General features: G+C 74.4%; 17 protein-coding genes. 12 read left to right on the forward strand and 5 right to left on the reverse strand.

Translation table 11 applies throughout. The features are described 5' to 3' along the window. Positions 1-40: 40 nt before the first annotated feature. Positions 41-1,276, reverse strand: coding sequence for a multidrug effflux MFS transporter (locus AC6CH9_RS20470; RefSeq protein ID WP_047234053.1), 1,236 nt, complete (start codon positions 1,274-1,276; stop codon positions 41-43). Positions 1,277-1,379: 103 nt separating this feature from the next. Between AC6CH9_RS20470 and AC6CH9_RS20475 the strand changes: the two genes are divergently transcribed. Beyond that, a complete protein-coding gene (locus tag AC6CH9_RS20475; RefSeq protein ID WP_498156542.1) occupies positions 1,380-2,147 on the forward strand; it encodes an SOS response-associated peptidase in 768 nt (255 codons plus the stop codon). Between the two features lie 23 nt (positions 2,148-2,170). Here AC6CH9_RS20475 and AC6CH9_RS20480 read toward each other — a convergent pair whose 3' ends face one another. Both AC6CH9_RS20480 and AC6CH9_RS20485 read right to left on the reverse strand, forming a co-directional pair. Next, entirely contained in the window at positions 2,171-3,259 is a 1,089-nt protein-coding gene (locus tag AC6CH9_RS20480; protein ID WP_498156543.1) for an adenylate/guanylate cyclase domain-containing protein, read from the reverse strand. 143 nt (positions 3,260-3,402) lie between these two features. Further along, positions 3,403-4,317 carry a biotin--[acetyl-CoA-carboxylase] ligase gene (locus tag AC6CH9_RS20485; protein ID WP_498156544.1) on the reverse strand — a complete coding sequence of 305 codons (915 nt, stop codon included), beginning with the start codon at positions 4,315-4,317 and terminating at the stop codon, positions 3,403-3,405. A 229-nt stretch (positions 4,318-4,546) separates the two neighbouring features. Between AC6CH9_RS20485 and AC6CH9_RS20490 the strand changes: the two genes are divergently transcribed. The 8 genes from AC6CH9_RS20490 to AC6CH9_RS20525 all read left to right on the forward strand — a co-directional run bounded on the left by AC6CH9_RS20490 (position 4,547) and on the right by AC6CH9_RS20525 (position 13,183). Next, a complete protein-coding gene (locus tag AC6CH9_RS20490) occupies positions 4,547-6,118 on the forward strand; it encodes an acyl-CoA carboxylase subunit beta (RefSeq protein WP_498156558.1) in 1,572 nt (523 codons plus the stop codon). Between the two features lie 49 nt (positions 6,119-6,167). Continuing rightward, positions 6,168-6,686 (forward strand): hypothetical protein, encoded by a 519-nt coding sequence (locus AC6CH9_RS20495; RefSeq protein WP_141388698.1) that lies wholly within the window; start codon positions 6,168-6,170, stop codon positions 6,684-6,686. After that, on the forward strand, positions 6,683-6,943 hold the full coding sequence (locus tag AC6CH9_RS20500) for an acyl-CoA carboxylase epsilon subunit (protein ID WP_498156545.1): 261 nt from the start codon (positions 6,683-6,685) through the stop codon (positions 6,941-6,943). The genes AC6CH9_RS20495 and AC6CH9_RS20500 overlap by 4 nt, the downstream gene beginning before the upstream one ends. Further along, on the forward strand, positions 6,940-7,734 hold the full coding sequence (locus tag AC6CH9_RS20505) for a hypothetical protein (RefSeq protein ID WP_498156546.1): 795 nt from the start codon (positions 6,940-6,942) through the stop codon (positions 7,732-7,734). The genes AC6CH9_RS20500 and AC6CH9_RS20505 overlap by 4 nt, the downstream gene beginning before the upstream one ends. 10 nt (positions 7,735-7,744) lie before the next feature. Further along, positions 7,745-9,487 carry a DUF885 domain-containing protein gene (locus AC6CH9_RS20510; RefSeq protein WP_498156547.1) on the forward strand — a complete coding sequence of 581 codons (1,743 nt, stop codon included), beginning with the start codon at positions 7,745-7,747 and terminating at the stop codon, positions 9,485-9,487. Between the two features lie 80 nt (positions 9,488-9,567). After that, entirely contained in the window at positions 9,568-10,485 is a 918-nt protein-coding gene (locus AC6CH9_RS20515; protein WP_498156548.1) for an AEC family transporter, read from the forward strand. A gap of 42 nt (positions 10,486-10,527) precedes the next feature. Further along, complete coding sequence (locus AC6CH9_RS20520) at positions 10,528-11,187, forward strand: Maf family protein (RefSeq protein ID WP_498156549.1); 660 nt, start codon at positions 10,528-10,530, stop codon at positions 11,185-11,187. A 196-nt stretch (positions 11,188-11,383) separates the two neighbouring features. Continuing rightward, complete coding sequence (locus AC6CH9_RS20525) at positions 11,384-13,183, forward strand: acetyl/propionyl/methylcrotonyl-CoA carboxylase subunit alpha (protein WP_498156550.1); 1,800 nt, start codon at positions 11,384-11,386, stop codon at positions 13,181-13,183. 215 nt (positions 13,184-13,398) lie between these two features. Here AC6CH9_RS20525 and AC6CH9_RS20530 read toward each other — a convergent pair whose 3' ends face one another. Together AC6CH9_RS20530 and AC6CH9_RS20535 are read right to left on the reverse strand one after the other, a co-directional pair. Next, positions 13,399-14,706 (reverse strand): MFS transporter, encoded by a 1,308-nt coding sequence (locus AC6CH9_RS20530; RefSeq protein ID WP_498156551.1) that lies wholly within the window; start codon positions 14,704-14,706, stop codon positions 13,399-13,401. A gap of 58 nt (positions 14,707-14,764) precedes the next feature. Further along, positions 14,765-15,967 carry an MFS transporter gene (locus tag AC6CH9_RS20535; RefSeq protein WP_498156559.1) on the reverse strand — a complete coding sequence of 401 codons (1,203 nt, stop codon included), beginning with the start codon at positions 15,965-15,967 and terminating at the stop codon, positions 14,765-14,767. Between the two features lie 121 nt (positions 15,968-16,088). On the opposite strand from AC6CH9_RS20535, the gene AC6CH9_RS20540 reads away from it, so the two are divergent. The 3 genes from AC6CH9_RS20540 to AC6CH9_RS20550 all read left to right on the forward strand — a co-directional run bounded on the left by AC6CH9_RS20540 (position 16,089) and on the right by AC6CH9_RS20550 (position 18,932). After that, complete coding sequence (locus tag AC6CH9_RS20540) at positions 16,089-16,643, forward strand: NUDIX hydrolase (protein ID WP_498156552.1); 555 nt, start codon at positions 16,089-16,091, stop codon at positions 16,641-16,643. 91 nt (positions 16,644-16,734) lie between these two features. Then, positions 16,735-17,466: a helix-turn-helix transcriptional regulator gene (locus AC6CH9_RS20545; protein ID WP_498156553.1), complete on the forward strand. Its 732-nt coding sequence runs from the start codon at positions 16,735-16,737 to the stop codon at positions 17,464-17,466. A 119-nt stretch (positions 17,467-17,585) separates the two neighbouring features. Beyond that, positions 17,586-18,932, forward strand: coding sequence for an MFS transporter (locus tag AC6CH9_RS20550; protein ID WP_498156554.1), 1,347 nt, complete (start codon positions 17,586-17,588; stop codon positions 18,930-18,932). Positions 18,933-19,076: the final 144 nt, after the last annotated feature.

Below are 19,076 nucleotides of genomic sequence, written 5' to 3' on the forward strand. Positions count from 1 at the left end.
GCGACGGGTGGTCGACGAGCGCGTGGCGCGCCGGTGACCGTCAGACCGGCGTGTGCCAGCCGCCGCGGCGGAACGCGGGCGTCGCGAGGGCGAGCACGAGGAGCGACGCGACGACGGCGCCGAGCATGACGGTGGCCATCGCCACGGCGTCGCCCCCGAGCACGCCGACGAGCGGGCTCACGAGCCCGGCGACGCCGGACTGGAACGCCCCGATGACGGCTGCGGCGGTGCCCGCGATCTCGCCGTGGCGGGTGAGCGCGAGCGCCGAGGCGTTCGCGGGGATCATGCCCTGCATCGACAGGACGAGGAACAGTGCCGCGACGATGCCCACGATGCCGCCCGCGCCGGTCAGGGCGACCACGAGCAACCCCACGGTGAACACTCCCTGCACGACGAGCGCGACGCGCAGCAGGCGCATGGGCGCCACGCGACGCACGAGCGCGGCGTTCGCCTGCGCGGAGAGCACGAGGCCGACGCCGTTGACCGCGAACAGCAGCGCGAACTGGCCGTGGCTGAGCCCGTACCCCTCCTGGAGCACGAACGGCGAGCCGACGACGTAGCTCATGAGCACGGCCTGGCCGAGCCCGGGCAGGACGGCGAGCGCGACGAAGTGGCGGTCGCGCAGGAGGCTCGCGTAACCACGCAGGACGGTGCGCGCCCCGGCAGGGCGCCGCCGCTCGACCGGGAGCGACTCCGGCATCCAGAGCAGGACGACGGCGGCGAGCGCCAGCCCGGCGGCCGCGAGGACCCAGAACACCGCGTGCCACGACGCGTGCGCGCCGATGAACGACCCGAGCGAGGGCGCGAGGAGGGGCGCGAGCCCGATGACGAGCATGAGCCGCGAGAGGATGCGCGCGGCGTCGGAGCCGGTGAAGCGGTCGCGGATGGCGGCGATCGCGACGACGGACGCGGACGCGTTGAAGAAGCCCTGGAGCACGCGCAGCCCGATGAGGATCCCGATGTTGGGGGCCATCGCGCACAGGATCGAGGTCACGACGTGCAGCGACAGGCCGACGAGGACGGGCAGGCGGCGGCCGTACCGGTCGGAGAGGGGGCCGATGACGAGCTGCCCGACGGCCCCGCCGACGAGCATGGCCGACAGCGTGAGCTGCGCGAGGGAGTCCGGGGCTCCGAGGTCGGCGCCGACCTCGGGCAGCAGCGGGAGGTACATGTCGACCGTGAGCGCGGGGAGCGTGGCGAGCGCGCCGAGGAGCAGCACCCAGCGTGCGGACGATCTCGGTCGGGGCACGGCGGGGTCGACCGAGGAAGAGGGCATGGCGTCCATCGTATCGATTCGACCGTGCGGGACACGGCGCTCCGGGCGTGAGCCTGCTCTCCCTCACGGCCCGCGCGTGGGTGGCGTGCGGCAGGCTGGAGGCATGTGCGGACGCTATGCCTCCTTCCGGGACGCGCAGGACCTCGCGGACGAGTTCGCGATCGCGGACGTGGCCGACGACGCGCGGCTCCTGCCGCCGTCGTGGAACCTCGCGCCGACCGACCCGGTACGGATCGTCGTGGAGCGCGCGGCCAAGGACACGGGCGAGGTCCGGCGCTCGTTGCGCCTCGCGCGCTGGGGCCTCGTGCCGTCGTGGTCCAAGGACCCCAAGGGCGGCGCGCGCATGATCAACGCGCGCGCGGAGTCGATCCTCGACAAGCCGGCGTTCGCCAAGCCGTTCGGGGTCCGCCGGTGCCTCGTGCCGGCGGACGGGTACTACGAGTGGCGCGTCCTGCCCGACGGCGCGTCCCCGGCCGGGTCCGCTGGCGCGCCCGCGCGCCGGGGCAAGGTGCCCAAGCAGCCGTACTGGATCGCGCCGGGCGACGGCAAGAGCGCCGCGTTCGCGGGGCTCTACGAGTTCTGGCGCGACCGGACCAAGGCGGACGACGACCCCGACCGCTGGCTCGTCTCGACGACGATCATCACGACGGACGCGGCACCGTACCTCGCCGAGATCCACGACCGCATGCCGCTCGCCCTGCCCGCCGACGCGTGGGACGCGTGGCTCGACCCGGCGGTCGACGCCCGCGGCGCGGCCGACCTGCTCGGGCTCGGGGGCCCGCACGACGACGTCCCGATGGTCGCGCGCGAGATCTCGACCCTGGTGAACTCGGTGACGAACGACGGTCCGGGCCTGCTCGAGGCCGTCTGACCCGTCGATGCGTCGGCAGGCCGTCAGCCGCGGTAGGCCCACTGGAGGCGCACGGGCTCGATCGTGCCGAGCCCCTGCACCTCGGTCTCGGGCTGCGCCGTGAGCGCGAAGCGCTGGTCGCCCGCGAGCAGGCCCGCGGTGTCGCGGTCGACGAGGACCGTCGTCGGCTCGGCGATGTCCACGAGGCGGGCGGCGAGGTTGACGCTCGGCCCGAACACGTCGCCGAACCGCGAGAGCACCCGGCCCCACACGAGGCTGACCCGGACGGGCGGGACGTCGACGTCCTCCTCCCGCCCGCCGGCCTCGGCGAGGCCGAGCGCGACGCGCGCCCCGGTCGCGACGTCGTCCGCGACGTAGAGCACCGCGTCGCCGATCGTCTTGACGACGCGCCCGCCCGCGGCGGTGATGACGTCGCGCGCGCTCGTCTCGAAGAGCTGGACGAACTCCGCGAGCTCGCTCGACCCCAGCCCGCGCGTGCGCTGCGTGAACGAGACGATGTCCGCGAACCCGACCGCGCGCGGGAGCGGGAGCTCGTGCTCGTCGACCGCGGTGGCGCGCGCGTCCGAGAACTCGACCGCGAACCTGCCCGCGACCGCGGCGAGCTGGCGGTGCCAGGCGTGCAGGAGCTGCTCCTCGAGGACGGGCGCGAGCTCGGGCAGCCGGTCGAGGACGAGCAGGCGCGCGCTCGTGTCGTCGAGGTCGAACCGGCGCGTCAGGTGCTCGACGAGCGCCTCGACCTGCCAGAGCACGAGCCGCTCGGTCGTGTGCCCGGTGGACCGGATGAGGGTCGTCAGCGCGCGCTCGTCGAGCCGCTCCGCCTCGGCGAAGGCGAACACGTCCGCGAGCGCCTGCGCGTCCTTCTCGGTGAACGCGTGCTCCTCGCCCTCGGTGAGGGGAAGGCCCAGCGCCTGCCAGTAGGCGCGGACCCGGTCCTCGCCGACGCCGGCGCGCTCGGCGAGCCGCTCGACGGTGAGGGTGCGGGGGCCGCCCAGCAGCGCCTCGTCGAGCACCGCCTCCGTCGCCTCGGTGTCCGGGGCCGGCTCGCCGCCCTCCCCGCCGCTCGGGGACGGGGCGGTGGCGACGGGCTCGTTCTGCTCAGGGTCCACGGGCACCCGGCGATCCTATTCCTCGGCCCGGGCGAGATCGGCGTTCGCGCGCGAGATCGGCGATCGTGACCGAGATCGGCGGTGGCGCGCGAGATCGGCGTTCGTGACCGCCGATGTCGTCCCGGACTGCCGATCTCGAACGCAGGCCGTCACTCGTGCGGGCGCAGGTGGTGGACGTCGCCGCTGTGGTGGACGCTCGTCGTCCCGTCGTCCTCGCGCACCATCAGGCCGCCGTCGGGCGCGAGCCCGGTCGCGAGCCCGACGACGTCGCCGCCCCCGACGCGCTCGACGCGCACGCGCGTGCCGAGCGTGGCACTGACCTCGGCGCAGTCGGCGTCGAGCCCGGCCGCGTGGGCGTCGCCCCCGGCGTCCTGCCAGCGCACGAGGACCTCGCCGAACGCCTCGTGGAGAGCCACGAGCACGATCTCGCGGTCGGTCGTCGCGGCGCCCGCCAGAGCGAGCGACGTGGCCGTTGGGACGGGCAGCTCGTCGCGCTGCTGCGAGACGTTGAGCCCGACGCCGACGACGACGCCGCCGTCCGGCAGCACCTCCGCGAGGATCCCGGCGACCTTGCGCAACGGCGCGCGGTCACCGGCCCCCGGCGTCGCGACGTCCTGCGACCCCGGCGCGCCGCCCGGGTCGGGCACGAGGACGTCGTTCGGCCACTTGACGACGGCGTCGACCCCGGCGGTCGCGCGCAGCGCCCGGGCGGTCGCGAGCCCGGCGAGGAGCGGGAGCCAGCTCAGCGCGTCGCGCGGCACCTCGGGGCGCAGGAGGAGCGAGCCGAGCAGCGCGGCGCGCGGCGGCGTCGTCCACGAGCGCCCCAGCCGACCGCGCCCTCCGGGCTGGTGCTCGGCGACGAGGAGCGCCGGTGCCGGCCAGGCGTCCGGGTCGGCGGCGACCGCGCGCGCGAGCTCGGCGTTCGTCGACCCCGACTCGGCGACGACCTCGAGCCGGGCGAGGGGCCCCGCGGGCGCCACGAGCAGCTCCCGCAGGAACTCTGCCCGGAGCGGGGGCCGTCCGTCGCCGTCGGGCCTGGTCTCGTCCTCGCGCGCGCTCGCCATGCCCGTCATCCTCCCGCACGCGGGCGGTCCGGCACGAGGTCGGCGCGGGCGGCCCGGGCGCCTGCGCCGGGTTTGTCGACACCCACCAAGACCCGCCCCGGCCGTGCTGGCGTCGCCCGCATCGAGTTGGCGCCACCCGCCAACTAGGCTCGGGTCCGTGACGGACTCTGCGACCACCTCGCCCGCGACGCCCGAGGCACCCCCGACATCGCCCGACGCGCCCCACCTCGTGGGCACCGCGGCCAAGCTCGCCGACCTCGACCGTCGCCGCGCCGAGGCGACCGAGCTGCCCGAGGAGGCAGCGCGGACCAAGCAGCACGCGCGCGGCAAGAAGACGGCGCGCGAGCGCATCGAGGCGCTGCTCGACGAGGGCAGCTTCGTCGAGCTCGACGCGTTCGCCAAGCACCGCTCGCACAACTTCGGGCTGGAGAAGAAGCGCCTGGCGGGCGACGGCGTCGTCGTCGGGCACGGCACGATCGACGGCCGCCAGGTGTGCGTGTACTCCCAGGACTTCACCGTGTTCGGGGGGAGCCTCGGCGAGGTGCACGGTCAGAAGATCACCAAGGTGCAAGACCTCGCGCTGCGCACGGGCGTGCCGCTCATCGGCATCTCCGACGGCGGCGGCGCGCGCATCCAGGAGGGTGTCGCGGCGCTCACGCAGTTCGCGGAGATCTTCCGCCGCAACGTCGCGTCGTCGGGCGTGATCCCGCAGATCTCGCTCATCCTCGGCCCCAGCGCGGGCGGCGCGGTGTACTCCCCCGCACTGACCGACTTCATCGTCATGGCGGACAAGACGTCGAACATGTTCATCACCGGACCGGACGTGATCCGCGCGGTGACGGGCGAGGACGTGGGCTTCGAGGAGCTCGGCGGCGGGCTGACGCACAACGAGAAGTCCGGCGTCGCGCACTACCTCGGCGCGGACGAGGACGACGCGATCGACTACGTGCGCCACCTCGTGTCCTACCTGCCGCAGAACAACCTCTCGGACGCGCCGTCGTTCCCGACCGAGGACGTCGAGCTCGACGTCACGGAGGAGGACCTCGAGCTCGACGCGGTCGTGCCCGACTCGGACTCGCAGCCGTACGACATGCGCACGGTGATCGAGCACGTGCTCGACGAGGGCGCGTTCCTCGAGGTGCAGCCGCTGTTCGCGAAGAACGTGCTCGTCGGGTTCGGGCACGTGGAGGGCCAGTCGGTCGGCGTCGTCGCGAACCAGCCGCTCGCGATGGCGGGCACGCTCGACATCGACGCCGCGGAGAAGGCGGCCCGGTTCGTGCGCACGTGCGACGCGTTCAACATCCCCGTGCTCACGCTCGTCGACGTCCCGGGCTTCCTGCCGGGCGTCGACCAGGAGCACCAGGGCATCATCCGCCGCGGCGCGAAGCTCATCTACGCCTACGCCGAGGCCACCGTCCCGCTCGTCACCGTCATCACGCGCAAGGCGTACGGCGGGGCGTACATCGTCATGGGCTCCAAGCAGCTCGGCGCGGACGTCAACCTCGCGTGGCCGACGGCGCAGGTCGCCGTCATGGGCGCGGGTGGCGCGGTGAACATCCTGCAGCGCGCGGCGCTCAAGCGGGCCGCCGACGCGGGCGAGGACGTCGAGGCGGAGCGCGCCCGGCTCGTCGGCGAGTACGAGGACGCGATCGTCAACCCGTGGGACGCCGCCGAGCGCGGCTACGTCGACGCGGTCATCCGTCCGTCCGAGACGCGCGTGCAGGTCGTGCGGGCGCTGCGGGCGCTGCGCACCAAGCGCGCGACCCTGCCGCCCAAGAAGCACGGGAACATCCCGCTGTGACCGCGAGCGAGCACCAGCACCCGACCAACCTCGCGAGGAAGGACCACGCATGAGCCACGACGACGCCACGCACGGACCCGTGCCGCTCGGCTCGGTGGACCCCGCGCCGCTGCACGCCGCGGTCGACGCGCTCACGGCGGCGCTGCACGAGTACGTCGAGACGGCCGTCGGGGTGCGGGCCGAGTTCGGGGCGTCCGAGGCGGACGAGGACCCGCGCGTCCTCGCGCTCGAGGGCCGCATCGGGGCGCTCAACGCCCGGCTGTTCGACGAGCTGCACGGCGCGCTCGGCATCCACGCCGACCTCACGACGTCGGTGTGGGACCCGGGTGCCGACGAGGAGGTCGACGACGACGCCTCGCCGGCCGACGTGCAGGACGACACCTTCACCCTCGACTACGTCGTCATGACGCACCCCGGCGGGCCGGACCTCGACGACGTCGTCGGGCTCCTGGACCGGTGGGGCCACGAGGCGCGCGAGCGGCTCGTCGAGGCGGGCTACGCCGTCCCCGAGTGGGGCGTGGGGCGCGGGGCGGACGACGACCACGACCACGACGAGGACGACGAGTGAGCGCGCCGCGTCCCGACGCCCCGAGCGTCCGCGTCGTGCGCGGGGCGCCCGACGAGCTGGAGGTCGCCGCGCTCGTCGCCGGCCTCGCCGCGGCCGCCGCCGCGAGCGGGCTGCCCGACGACGTCGCGCCCGTCGACGAGTGGACCAACCGCGCGCGCGGGCTGCGCGGGACCGGGGACGGCGCGACCGCGAAGAGCTTCGGCGGGCGTTCCGGCCGGCACAACGCCGACTCGTGGCGCTGGAGCCTGCGGTCGTGACCGCGCCGAGCGCGTCGCCCCGCGTGCGCCGTCTGCCCGAGCGAGGCGTGCTCGTCGAGCTCCCCGCCACCGCCGACGAGGTCGAGGCGGACCCCACCGGCCTGCCCGTGGTGGCGCCCGTGCCGGGGTGGCGTCGCTGGGCCTGGGCAGTGGCGTTCGTGCCGACCGTCGCGCTGCTCGTCAACCAGCGCCTCGCGTCGGGTCGCGGCTGGCCCGTGCCGGACGCCGTCGTGGTGGTCGCGACGCTCGGGCTCCTCGTGACGGCCCTGCTCGCGCTCGTGCGCTACCAGGACGACCGGGTGGTGGCGGGGCTCGCCCGCGGCCGCGACGCGCTGCTCGCCGCACCGGTCCGGGCGACCGGGACGCTCGTGCTTCCCGGTGCCGGTGCCGTGGACTCGGCCACGGGCACCGCCGAGGGCACGGCTGCCGGCGGTGCGCCGGCCTCGGCGACGAGCACCGGGACGGCGGGTCCCTCGGTCGTGCGGGCGACGCTGGTGGTGACCACCGCGTCCGGCGCGAGGACCGCACGCCCGGCGCGCGTCGTCGTGCCCGACGGCACCGCGGGCCCGCGCCCGGGCGACCCGGTCGCCGTCTGGCACGCCGCGGACGACACGGACGCGACGGGCGTGCTCCTGGTGCGTTACCACCGCGCCTGGGCGGACGACCTCGCGGCGGCGCTGCGGGCCCTGTCCGACGACGCTCCCCCCGAGGGCCCGGCCACGGACCCCGCCGACGACGACCGCGGCGAGGCCCCGGAGAATCCGGCAGACCCGCGACCGGCCGCCGAGTAGTCTCGTCCGGGTGAGCGACACCACCACCACACCCGCCGGCGGATCCGCCGGGACCCCCGACCGCACACCCACGCCGATCGACGCCGTCGCCGAGGCCTACGTCACGCGGATCGCCGAGCTCGACCCGATCGCCGCGACCGCGATGGGCCTGTCCGGCTACGACCACCTCGTCTCCGACCTCTCGCCCGCCGGGCACGACGCGCGGGCCGACGCCGACCGCGCGGTGCTGCGCGAGCTCGAGGGCCTGGAGCCGGTCGACGACGTCGACCGGGTCACCCTCGCGGCGATGCGCGAGCGCATCGGCCTCCAGCTCGAGCTGCACGAGGCGGGCGAGCCGCTCGCGAGCCTCAACAACATCGCGTCGCCCGTGCAGGAGCTGCGCGACGTCTTCGACATCATGCCGACCGGCACGGTCGAGGCGTGGGAGAACATCGCCTCGCGCCTCAACGCCCTCCCCACCGCGATCGACGGGTACATGGCGTCGCTCACGGAGGCGGCCTCCCGCGGCAACGTCGCCGCGATCCGCCAGGTGCGGATCGGCGTGCAGCAGTCGCGCGAGCTCGCGGACGCGAAGAGCTCGTTCTTCACGACGTTCGTCGCCGGCCCCGAGGCCGAGGCCGTGCTCGACGACTCCTCGGCGTGCTCCCTCGTGCGCAAGGAGCTCGAGCACGGTGCCGCCGCGGCGCGCGAGGCCTACGGGCGCCTCGCGGCCTTCCTCGAGACGACGCTCGCCCCGCAGGCCCCCGAGCAGGACGCCGTGGGCCGCGAGCGCTACGCGCTCTTCTCCCGCACGTTCCTCGGCGCCGAGGTCGACCTGGACGAGACGTACGCGTGGGGGCTCGAGGAGCTCGCGCGCGTCGTCGCCGAGCAGGAGGAGATCGCGGCCCGCATCGCCGGGCCTGGCGCGACCGTCGAGGATGCCGTCGCCGCGCTGGACGCCGACCCGACCCGCACGCTGCACGGGACCGACGCCCTGAAGTCGTGGATGCAGGAGACGTCGGACGCCGCGATCACCGCGCTCAACGGGGTCCACTTCGACATCCCGACGCCGGTGCTCGACCTCGAGTGCATGATCGCGCCGACCCAGACGGGCGGGATCTACTACACGCCCCCGAGCGACGACTTCTCCCGACCGGGCCGCATGTGGTGGTCCGTGCCGTCGGACGTCACGGAGTTCAACACGTGGCGCGAGAAGACGACGGTCTATCACGAGGGCGTCCCCGGCCACCACCTGCAGTGCGGCCAGGCCGTGTACGCGCGCGCGACGCTCAACACGTGGCGCCGGCTCGCGTGCTGGGTCTCGGGCCACGGCGAGGGCTGGGCCCTGTACGCGGAGCGCCTCATGGCGGACCTCGGGTTCCTCGACGACGATGGCGACCGCCTCGGGATGCTCGACGCGCAGCGCATGCGCGCGGCGCGCGTCGTGCTCGACATCGGGGTGCACCTCGGCCTGCCCGCGCCCGAGCAGTGGGGCGGCGGGACCTGGGACGCGGACAAGGCGCTCACGTTCCTGCGCGCGAACGTCAACATGCCCGACTCGTTCGTGCGGTTCGAGCTCGACCGCTACCTCGGCTGGCCGGGCCAGGCGCCGTCGTACAAGGTCGGGCAGCGCCTGTGGGAGGCCACGCGCGACGACGCGCGCGCGGCGGCCACCGCCCGCGGCGAGGCGTTCGACGCCAAGGCCTTCCACGCACGAGCGCTGAACCTCGGCTCGGTGGGCCTGGACGTGCTGCGCGACGCGCTCTCCTCGTGACCCGGTCGTCGGCACGGCCCGGGACGGCCTCGCGCCGGCCCGGGCCGACCGGCGTCGGTCCCGCCCCGGGGACCTGACACGTGGGCGCCGTCCTCACCGGTTTCGCCATCATCGCCGTGGTCGTCGCGGCCGGGTACGTCACCGCGCGCCTGGGCATCGGCGGTCCCGACGCCAGGACGGCGCTCAACCGCATCGGGTTCTTCGTCGCGAGCCCCGCGCTGCTCTTCACCGTCCTCGCACGGGCCGACGTCGGCGCGCTCCTCCAGGCGCCGCTCGCGGTCGCGGCGACGGCGGCCGTCGTCACCGCGGGCGTGTTCGTGCTCGTCGACCGGCTGTGGCTCCGGCTCCCCGCCCCCGAGGTGACCATCGGGGCCGTCGGCTCCGGCTACGTGAACGCGAACAACATCGGCCTGCCCGTCGCGGTGTACGTGCTCGGCGACGCGACCGCCGTCGTGCCGGTGATCCTGCTCCAGCTCCTCGTGCTCGCGCCCGTCGCGCTGCTCGTCCTCGACGCGACGACGAGCGGGCGGCTGTCCTGGCGGTTCGTCCTCGCCCAGCCCGTGCGCAACCCGATCATCCTCGGGTCGCTCGCGGGCGCCGTCGTCTCCGTGACGGGCTGGACGCCGCCGGTGGCGGTCATGGCACCCCTCGACATCCTCGGCGGCGCCGCGATCCCCATGATCCTGCTCGCGTTCGGCATGTCGCTGCACGGCACCCGGCCGCTGCGACGCGGCGAGCCTCGCGCGGCCGTCGGCGTCGCGAGCGTCGCGAAGCTCCTCGTCATGCCCGTCGTCGCGTTCGCCGTCGCCCGGCTCCTCGGGCTCGACGACGCCGCGGTCGCCTCCGCCGTCACGCTCGCCGCGCTGCCGACCGCCCAGAACGTCTACAACTACGCGGCGCGCTTCGGGCGGGGCGAGATCCTCGCGCGCGACACGATCCTCGTGACGACGATCGGCTCGCCCGTGGTGCTGCTCGTCGCGGCGCTCCTGGTCGCGTAGCGGGGTCGTCGCGCGTCCGGTCCCGCCGGGTAGTCTGCGCGGGTGCTCCGACTCGTGCTCGCCTCCCGCTCCCCCGCCCGCCTCGCGACGCTGCGCGCGGCCGGCGTCGAACCCCTCGTGCGCGTCTCGGGTGTCGACGAGGACGCGGTCCTGCGCGCGGCTGCCGCCGAGCGCGGCGGGCTCGACCCCGTGGACGCCGTGCTCGTCCTGGCCCGCGCGAAGGCGGAGGAGATCGTCCGCACGCTCGCCGAGGACGCGTCCGGCACGCCGATCGACGACCCCGCGCTGCTCGTCGGCTGCGACTCGATGCTCGAGCTCGACGGCGAGGTGCTCGGCAAGCCCGCCGACGCCGACGACGCCCGCGCCCGCTGGCGCGCGATGCGCGGCCGGGCCGGCGTCCTGCACACCGGCCACTGGCTCGTCGACCTGCGCGCGCTGCCCGACGGCGGGACGGGCACCGCGACGGGGGCCACGAGCTCGACGACCGTGCACTTCGCCGACCTCGCCGACGACGAGATCGACGCGTACGTCGCCACGGGCGAGCCGCTGCACGTCGCGGGCGCGTTCACGGTGGACGGCCTCGGCGGGCCCTACGTCGAGCGCATCGAGGGCGACCACCACGGCGTCGTCGGGATCAGCCTCCCGCTGCTGCGGGCGCTGCTCGGCGAGGCCGGGGTCGCCTGGCACGAGCTGCGCGCCTGAGATCCGGCGGCCGAGGCCCCTCCTCCGCACTCCTTGTGGGCGCCGGACAACCCCACGGGCGGAGCGAGGCCCAGGAGCGCGCCGCTATGGAGGTTTCCTCCAACCGCCCCGCATGCGCCTTGGCATGTTCTCCAATCTTGTCCGGCACCCGGCCCGGGAGCGTGATCGGCGCGGCGCGCACGCGTTACCGTGAGCCGTGCCCGCGAACCCCACCCGCCCCCTGAGCAAGGTCCTCGTCGCCAACCGTGGCGAGATCGCCGTCCGGATCGTCCGTGCCTGCGCCGACGCCGGCATCGCGTCCGTCGCGGTCTACGCCGACCCCGACCGGCAGGCGCCGCACGTGCACCTCGCCGACGAGGCGTTCGCGCTCGGCGGCGCCCGGGCTGCCGAGACGTACCTCGACATCGCGAAGCTGCTCGACGTCGCGCGCCGCTCCGGCGCGGACTCGGTGCACCCCGGGTACGGCTTCCTCGCCGAGAACGCGGAGTTCGCCCAGGCCGTGCTGGACGCGGGCCTCGTCTGGATCGGCCCGCCGCCGGCCGCGATCGACGCGCTCGGCGACAAGGTGAGCGCGCGCCACATCGCGCAGCGCGCCGGCGCCCCGCTGGTCCCCGGCACGCCCGACCCGGTCGCCGACGCGAGCGAGGTCCACGCGTTCGCCGCCGAGCACGGCCTGCCCATCGCGATCAAGGCGGCGTTCGGCGGCGGCGGTCGCGGGCTCAAGGTCGCGCGCACGGCAGACGAGATCGACGAGCTCTACGAGTCCGCCGTCCGCGAGGCCACCGCGGCGTTCGGTCGCGGCGAGTGCTTCGTCGAGCGCTACCTCGACACGCCTCGGCACGTGGAGACCCAGTGCCTCGCCGACGAGCACGGCACCGTCGTCGTCGTCTCGACGCGCGACTGCTCCCTGCAGCGCCGCCACCAGAAGCTCGTCGAGGAGGCCCCCGCGCCCTACCTCAGCGCTGCCCAGGAGGCCGAGCTGTACAAGGCGTCCGAGGCGATCCTGCGCGAGGCCGGCTACGTCGGCGCGGGCACGTGCGAGTTCCTCGTCGGCGCCGACGGCACCATCTCCTTCCTCGAGGTCAACACGCGCCTCCAGGTCGAGCACCCCGTGTCCGAGGAGGTCACCGGCATCGACCTCGTCCGTGAGCAGCTGCGCATCGCCGCCGGCGAGCCGCTCGGGTACACGTCCACGCAGGTGCGCGGCCACTCGATCGAGTTCCGCATCAACGGCGAGGACCCGGCCGCGAACTTCCTCCCCGCCCCCGGCCGCATCACGCGCCTGCGCTTCCCGTCGGGACCGGGCGTGCGCGTCGACTCCGGCGTCGCCGAGGGCGACACGATCTCCGGCGCGTTCGACTCGATGATCGCCAAGGTCATCGTCACGGGCGCCACCCGCGAGCAGGCCGTCCAGCGGGCCCGCCGCGCGCTGCGCGAGCTCGAGGTCGAGGGCATCCCGACCGTCGTGCCGTTCCACCGCGCCGTGCTCGACGCCGAGGCGTTCGTCCCCACGGACGACGAGCCGTTCCGGGTGCACACCCGCTGGATCGAGACCGAGTTCGCCGACGAGCTCGCCGCGCTCGCGCCCGCCCCGGCGGCCTCCGCCGACGAGGACGACGAGCCCCTCGCGACCGAGCGCGTCGTCGTCGAGGTGGGCGGCAAGCGCCTGGAGGTCGTCCTCCCGGCGGGCCTCGGCATGGCTGCGGGCCGCGCCCGCACCGCCAACGCCGCCCGCCGACCCGCTCGCCGCAGCGCCGCGAAGGCGAACGGCGGCGCCTCGGGCACCACGCTCGCCTCCCCCATGCAGGGCACGATCGTCAAGGTCGCCGTCGCCGACGGCACCCAGGTCGCCGAGGGCGACCTCGTCGTCGTGCTCGAGGCCATGAAGATGGAGCAGCCGCTCCTCGCCCACCGCGCCGGCACCGTCCGTTCGCTCTCCGCCACCGCCGGCGCGAGCGTCAGCTCCGGCACGGCCATCTGCGAGATCGTCGACTGACCCGCCCCGCCACCGTCGGGCACCGCTCGCCGGGGGGCGACAGGCAGGACGAGCGGTGGGGTCGGACCGTGTGCGAAGGACGTCAGAGGCGCACTCCCAGCACTCCCGCCAGACAGACCAGGGTGAGGGTGCGCCAGTCCGAGCACACGGTCCGACCCCGCCGCGGACCCGACCTGCGGGTCGTAGACCCGACCCCGACCGCGACGAGGCGAGTGCTAGTCGTGCTGGGCCGCGGCGCGGATGGCGCGGCGGCCCGACGGCAGGGCGACGGCGACGGTGATGACGAGGAACATGAGGATCCCGGAGACGACGAGGAGCGACTCGACGGTGAAGCGGTCCGCGAGCGGGCCGAAGACGACCATGCCGAGCGGCATCGAGACGGCCATGACGATGCCGACGAAGCCGAAGACGCGGCCCTGACGCTCGGGCTCGACGGTCTCCTGGAGGACGGTCATGGAGGTCGTCGAGAACGGCGGGACGGACAGGCCGAGCAGGAACATGAAGGCGAAGAAGACCCACATGTTCGTGGAGAGGCCCATCGCGACGGACAGCACGCCGAACACGAACGTCGAGCCGACGATCATGGCGATGCGGTTCTTGAGCCCGCCCCAGGTCGCGAGGAGCACGCCGCCGAGCAGCATGCCGACGGAGAAGGCGACCTCGTTCACGGTGAGCTTCCAGACCTCCTCGCCGAAGGTCCGCGCGACCATGAGCGGTGTGAGGTACGACGGCGCGACGATGAGCAGGAACACGACCGCGTAGAGGCCGAGGACCCAGCGCACGAACGGGTGGGAGCCGAGGTAGCGGAACCCCTCGACGAGGTCGTCGAAGTACCCGGCGCGCTCCCCCGCGGCGGCGTGCGCGAGCGTCGGGACGGGGACGAGCAGGAGCAGCCCGATCCCGACCACGGCGGTGACGACGTCGATGAAGAACACGGAGACGATGGACGTGCTGGCGTAGACGGCGGCCGCGACCGCCGGTGCGAGGAGCATCATCGCGGACTGGATCGACTGGTTGATGCCGTTGACGCGCAGCAGCCTGCTGGTCGGGACGATCTGCGGGAGCAGGGCCGCGACGGCGGGGGTCTGGATACCGGCGCCCGTCGAGCGGATCGCGAGCGCGGCGTAGATGAGCCAGAGGTCGTCCGCGCCGCCGAGCATGAGCAGCGCGAGCGCGAGGGTCGTCACGGCGATCGTGCCGTCCGCGGCGATGACGAGCGCCTTGCGGTTCACGCGGTCCGCCCACACGCCGCCGAAGATCGAGACGACCGCCTGCGGCAGGAACCCGAAGAGGGTGCTCAGCGCGAGCACGGCACCGGACTTCGTCTCGATCGTCAGGTGCCACATGACGGCGTACTGCACGAGCATCGAGCCGAAGAGCGAGACCGTCTGCCCGGAGAGGAAGATCGCGGTGTCCCGCCGCCACCGCGGCTTCGCGAGCGTGTCGTCGACGGGAGCGTCGATCTCCGTGCCGTCGGAGAGGTCGGCGGGGGTGTCGGTGTTCTCGTACGGCGTATGGCTCACCCGCACATCCTGACGGGCGCCACCCACACGGTCCACGGAATTCGCCGACGGCGACCCGTCAGTCGGCCGCGGGGACCTCGCCGACGTGGGCGATGTGCCCGAGCTGGCGCCAGACGAGCGCGAGCGTGACGCCTGCGCCGACGAACGCGAACCAGAACGGCGCGGTGATCCCCCACGCCTCGGCGAGGAGGCCGCCCAGCGCCTGACCGACGGCGATGCCGCCGAACACGCAGACCATGTAGACCGACCCGACGCGGCCCTGGAACTCCGTCGGCACGGCGCGCTGACGGATCGTGTTGGACACCGTGCCCCAGACGAACGCGTACGCCCCGAACACGACCATGATCGCGAGCGCGACCCAGCCGGTCGTGGTGAGCGCGAGCGCGAGGTGCATGAGCACCTCGAGCGAGAGGCACACGCGCATGAGCGTGGACAGGCGCACGTGCCGCTCGAGCCACCCGAACGACGCGACGCCCACGACGCCGCCGACGGCCGACGCCGTCGTGAGCAGCCCGAACCCGACCTCCCCCATGTCGAGGTGGTCGAGCGCGTACTTGACGAGGACGCCCCACGGCGCGGCCCAGGTCACGTTGAAGACGAGGATGACGAGCGCGAGGGTCCGCACCGGGGCGTTCCCGAGGATCCACCGCACGCCCTCGGCGATGTCCTGGCGGACGTGCGTCTGCACCTCGCGCACACCGCCCGGCGTGGTCGCGATCCGTCCCACGAGCACGACGGCGAGCGCCACGCACACGACCTGGACCACGAAGGGCCAGACCATCCCGAGCGCGAAGAGGAACGCCCCCACGGGTGGCCCGAGGAGCTGGTTCGCGGCGAGGAACCCCGCCTGGAGGCGCGCGTTGCCCGTGCCGAGGTCGCGCGGCTCGACGAGCATCGGCAGCAGGGTCTGGGACGCCGAGTCCGCGAACACCTCGGCGACGCCGTAGAGGAACATCACGGCGAGCACGACGCCGATGCTCACGTGCCCGGTACCGATGAGGACGCACAGGGCGACCACGACCACCGCGCGGAGGGCGTTGGCGACCATCACGACGACGCGCCGGTCGAGGCGGTCGGCGAGCGCGCCGGCCCAGAGCCCGAACAGGAGCCAGGGCAGCCGCTGGAGCAGCGCGGCGAGCGCGACGAGGAACGCGGAGTCGGTCTGGGACGCGACCAGCAGGGGACCCGCCGCCAGGGCGATGCCGTCGCCGACGTTGCTGGTCCACGACGACGACAGCAACCAGCGGAAGCCGGTGCCCATGCGCCGTGGCGCGACGATCTCTCCGAGCCTGCTCACAAGCGGACCAGCGTACGCGGCGACGACGCGACCGCGGTCACCCTTTTCCGGGCGCGTGCGCCGAGCACCGCACGGGCCTGGCAGCATGGCTTCCGTGACGATCCCCACCGCCCCTCGTGACCCCGGCGAGCCGCCCCCGCGGCTCCCCCGCCACCTGCAGCCGGGCGACGGCTGGGTGGAGTGCGAGTGCGGCAGGCGGCACTGGGGGTTGTTCGGCGCGGCCGGGCTGCTGCTCGCGCGGCGCGACGGCTCGGGCCGGCTGACCGACGTCGTGCTCCAGCACCGCGCCCCGTGGTCCGACCAGGGTGGGACGTGGGGAGTGCCGGGCGGCGCCGTCGGACCGGACGAGACGCCCGCCCAGGGAGCCCTGCGCGAGGCCCAGGAGGAGGCGGGCATCGACCCGGCGCACGTGCGCGTCGTGGGCGAGCGCGTGCTCGACCACGGCCCGTGGCGCTACACGACCGTCCTCGCCGAGGTCGCGGACGGCGCGAGGGTCGAGGCGCACGCGACCGACGCCGAGAGCGTCGAGGTCCGGTGGGTCCCCGTCGACGACGTCGCGGGCCTCGAGCTGCTGCCCGCGTTCGCGGACGCGTGGCCGACCCTGCGCGCGACGCTCGACCAGGGCAACCCCGGGGCCTGACGGCCCGCGCGCGCGGGACCTTCGTCACCGATCCGCGTCGGACCCGTCCCGGGACCGGTCCGACGACGCCGGGCCGGGGCACGATGGCGACGTGCCCGAGGACACGTCGACAACGTACCGCGCGCTCGCGTCGTCGAGCCGGCTGACCCTGCTGCACGCCCTCCAGGAGCGCGGCCCGATGACGGTCGCCGACCTCTCGCGCGAGGCGGAGCTGTGTCCGAGCGCGACGCGCGAGCATCTCCATCGGCTCGCGGACGCGGGGTTCGTGCGCAGCGCCCCGGAGGTCCGCACCACGCGCGGGCGCCCGCGCATCCTCTACGAGGCCATCGCGGGCGAGGACCCGCCCCGGGACGACGGCGCGGCGCGCCGCCTCGGCGAGTCGCTCGTGCGGGCCGCCCTGACCCGCGCCGTGCTCGGGCACCACGAGCCCGGCCACGACGGCCGAGGGTACGACGCCGCGCAGGGCACGGGCGACGACCTCACCGGGACCGCGCGCGCGGCAGGGCGACGGCTCGTGGACGTGCTCCGCGCCTCCGGCCACGACGCGCCCGAGCCCACGCCCGAGAACCAGCTCGCCGCGCTCGACGACCACCTGCACCAGCTCGGGCTCGACCCCGAGCTCGAGGAGGACCGGCTGCGGTTCCACCTCTACCGGTGCCCGTTCCTCGCGCTCGCCGCCGACCGCGAGGACGTGGTCTGCGCCGTCCACCTCGGCCTCGTCCAGGGCGTGCTCGCGGGCGTCGGGGGCCCCGTCCGGGCGGAGGCGCTGCTCCCGTTCGTCGAGCCGCACCACTGCGTGCTGCAGCTCTCGCGCGCGAGCTGATTTTTCACGGTCCGCGGCCCGCCGCGGCTCCCGGCCGGCGGGTCATGCTGACGGCGCACCGGGTACGGACCCGGCGTCACGACGACGGTGGTCGTGACCTGCGACGACGGGAGGACGACATGACCGCCCCAGCCACCACCAGGCCCCCCTCGCTGCTGCGGGCGGTGCGCACGCCGTCGACCGTGGACCTGGCGACGTGGGACCCCGAGGACGAGTCCCGCTGGGACCGCCGGTTCGCGTGGCGCACGCTGTGGATCACGACGTACAACCTCACGCTCGCGTTCTGCGCGTGGTACCTCGTGAGCGCGGTCGCGCCCCGGCTCAACGACGTCGGCTTCGACCTCACGACGGCGCAGCTCTACTGGCTCACGGCCGTCCCCGGCCTGGCGGGCGGGCTGTTCCGCATGGTCTACATGTTCCTGCCGCCCGTCGTCGGCACCCGCACGCTCGTGGGCGGCACGGCGACGCTCATCCTGCTGCCGATGCTCGGCTGGACGTTCGCGGTCCGGGACGCGAGCACGCCCTACTCGGTGCTCCTGCTCCTCGCGGTCGCCGCGGGCATCGGCGGCGGCGCGTTCTCGGGTTTCATGCCCTCGACGAGCTACTTCTTCCCCAAGCGCATGGCGGGGACGGCGCTCGGTCTCCAGGCAGGGATCGGCAACTTCGGCGTGAGTCTCATCCAGTTCCTCACGCCGTGGGTCGTCGGCTTCGGCCTCCTGGGCACGGCGGTGCTCACGCCCCAGCAGACGGCGACCGGCAGCCACCTGTGGCTGCACAACGCCGGGCTCGTGCTCGTGCCATGGGCCGTGCTCGGGGCGGTGCTCGCCGGCCTCTACCTGCGCCGCGTCCCGGTGAGCGCGAACTTCCGCGAGCAGCTCGACATCTTCGGCAACAAGCACACGTGGATCATGACGGCGATCTACCTCATGACCTTCGGGGCGTTCAGCGGCTTCGCGGCGCAGCTCGGCCTGCTCGTCGTCGCGCAGTACGGCGGGTTCGAGAACGCGCCCGACCCGCTGCGCTACGCGTTCCTCGGCCCGCTGCTCGGGTCGGCCGCGCGCGCCGGGTTCGGACCGCTGTGCGACCGGTTCGGCGGCGCCGTCTGGACCCTGGTCGCCGGGATCGGCATGACCGTCTCGACCGTGTTCTCGCTGTTCTTCCTCGACCCGCACGACGTCGGGCAGTTCGGCTGGTTCCTCGCCGGGATGCTCGCGGTGTTCACCTTCGCGGGCATCGGCAACGCCGGGACGTTCAAGCAGATGCCGATGATCTTCCCGCGCCGCCAGGCGGGCGGGGTGATCGGCTGGACCGCCTCGATCGCCGCGTTCGGCCCGTTCCTCGTCGGCATCGGCCTGTCGCTCGTCCCGGCGCGGTCGTTCTTCGTCGGGTGCGCCGTGTTCTTCGCCCTGTGCACGTGGCTCACGTGGCACTACTACGCCCGGCCGGGCGCCCCGAACCCCTCCTGACCCCGACCGGGAACGTCCGGCGACGCGTCCGCCGTCCCCGCCCCAGAGAGAACCCGAGGAGCTGTCGTGCCCCCACTCGACGAGCGCGCCCCCCGCGACCCCGCGGACACCCTGCTGCGCCTGGGCAGCCGCCTGCGACGCGGA

The sequence above is a fragment of the Cellulosimicrobium sp. GQ32 genome (assembly GCF_059758455.1).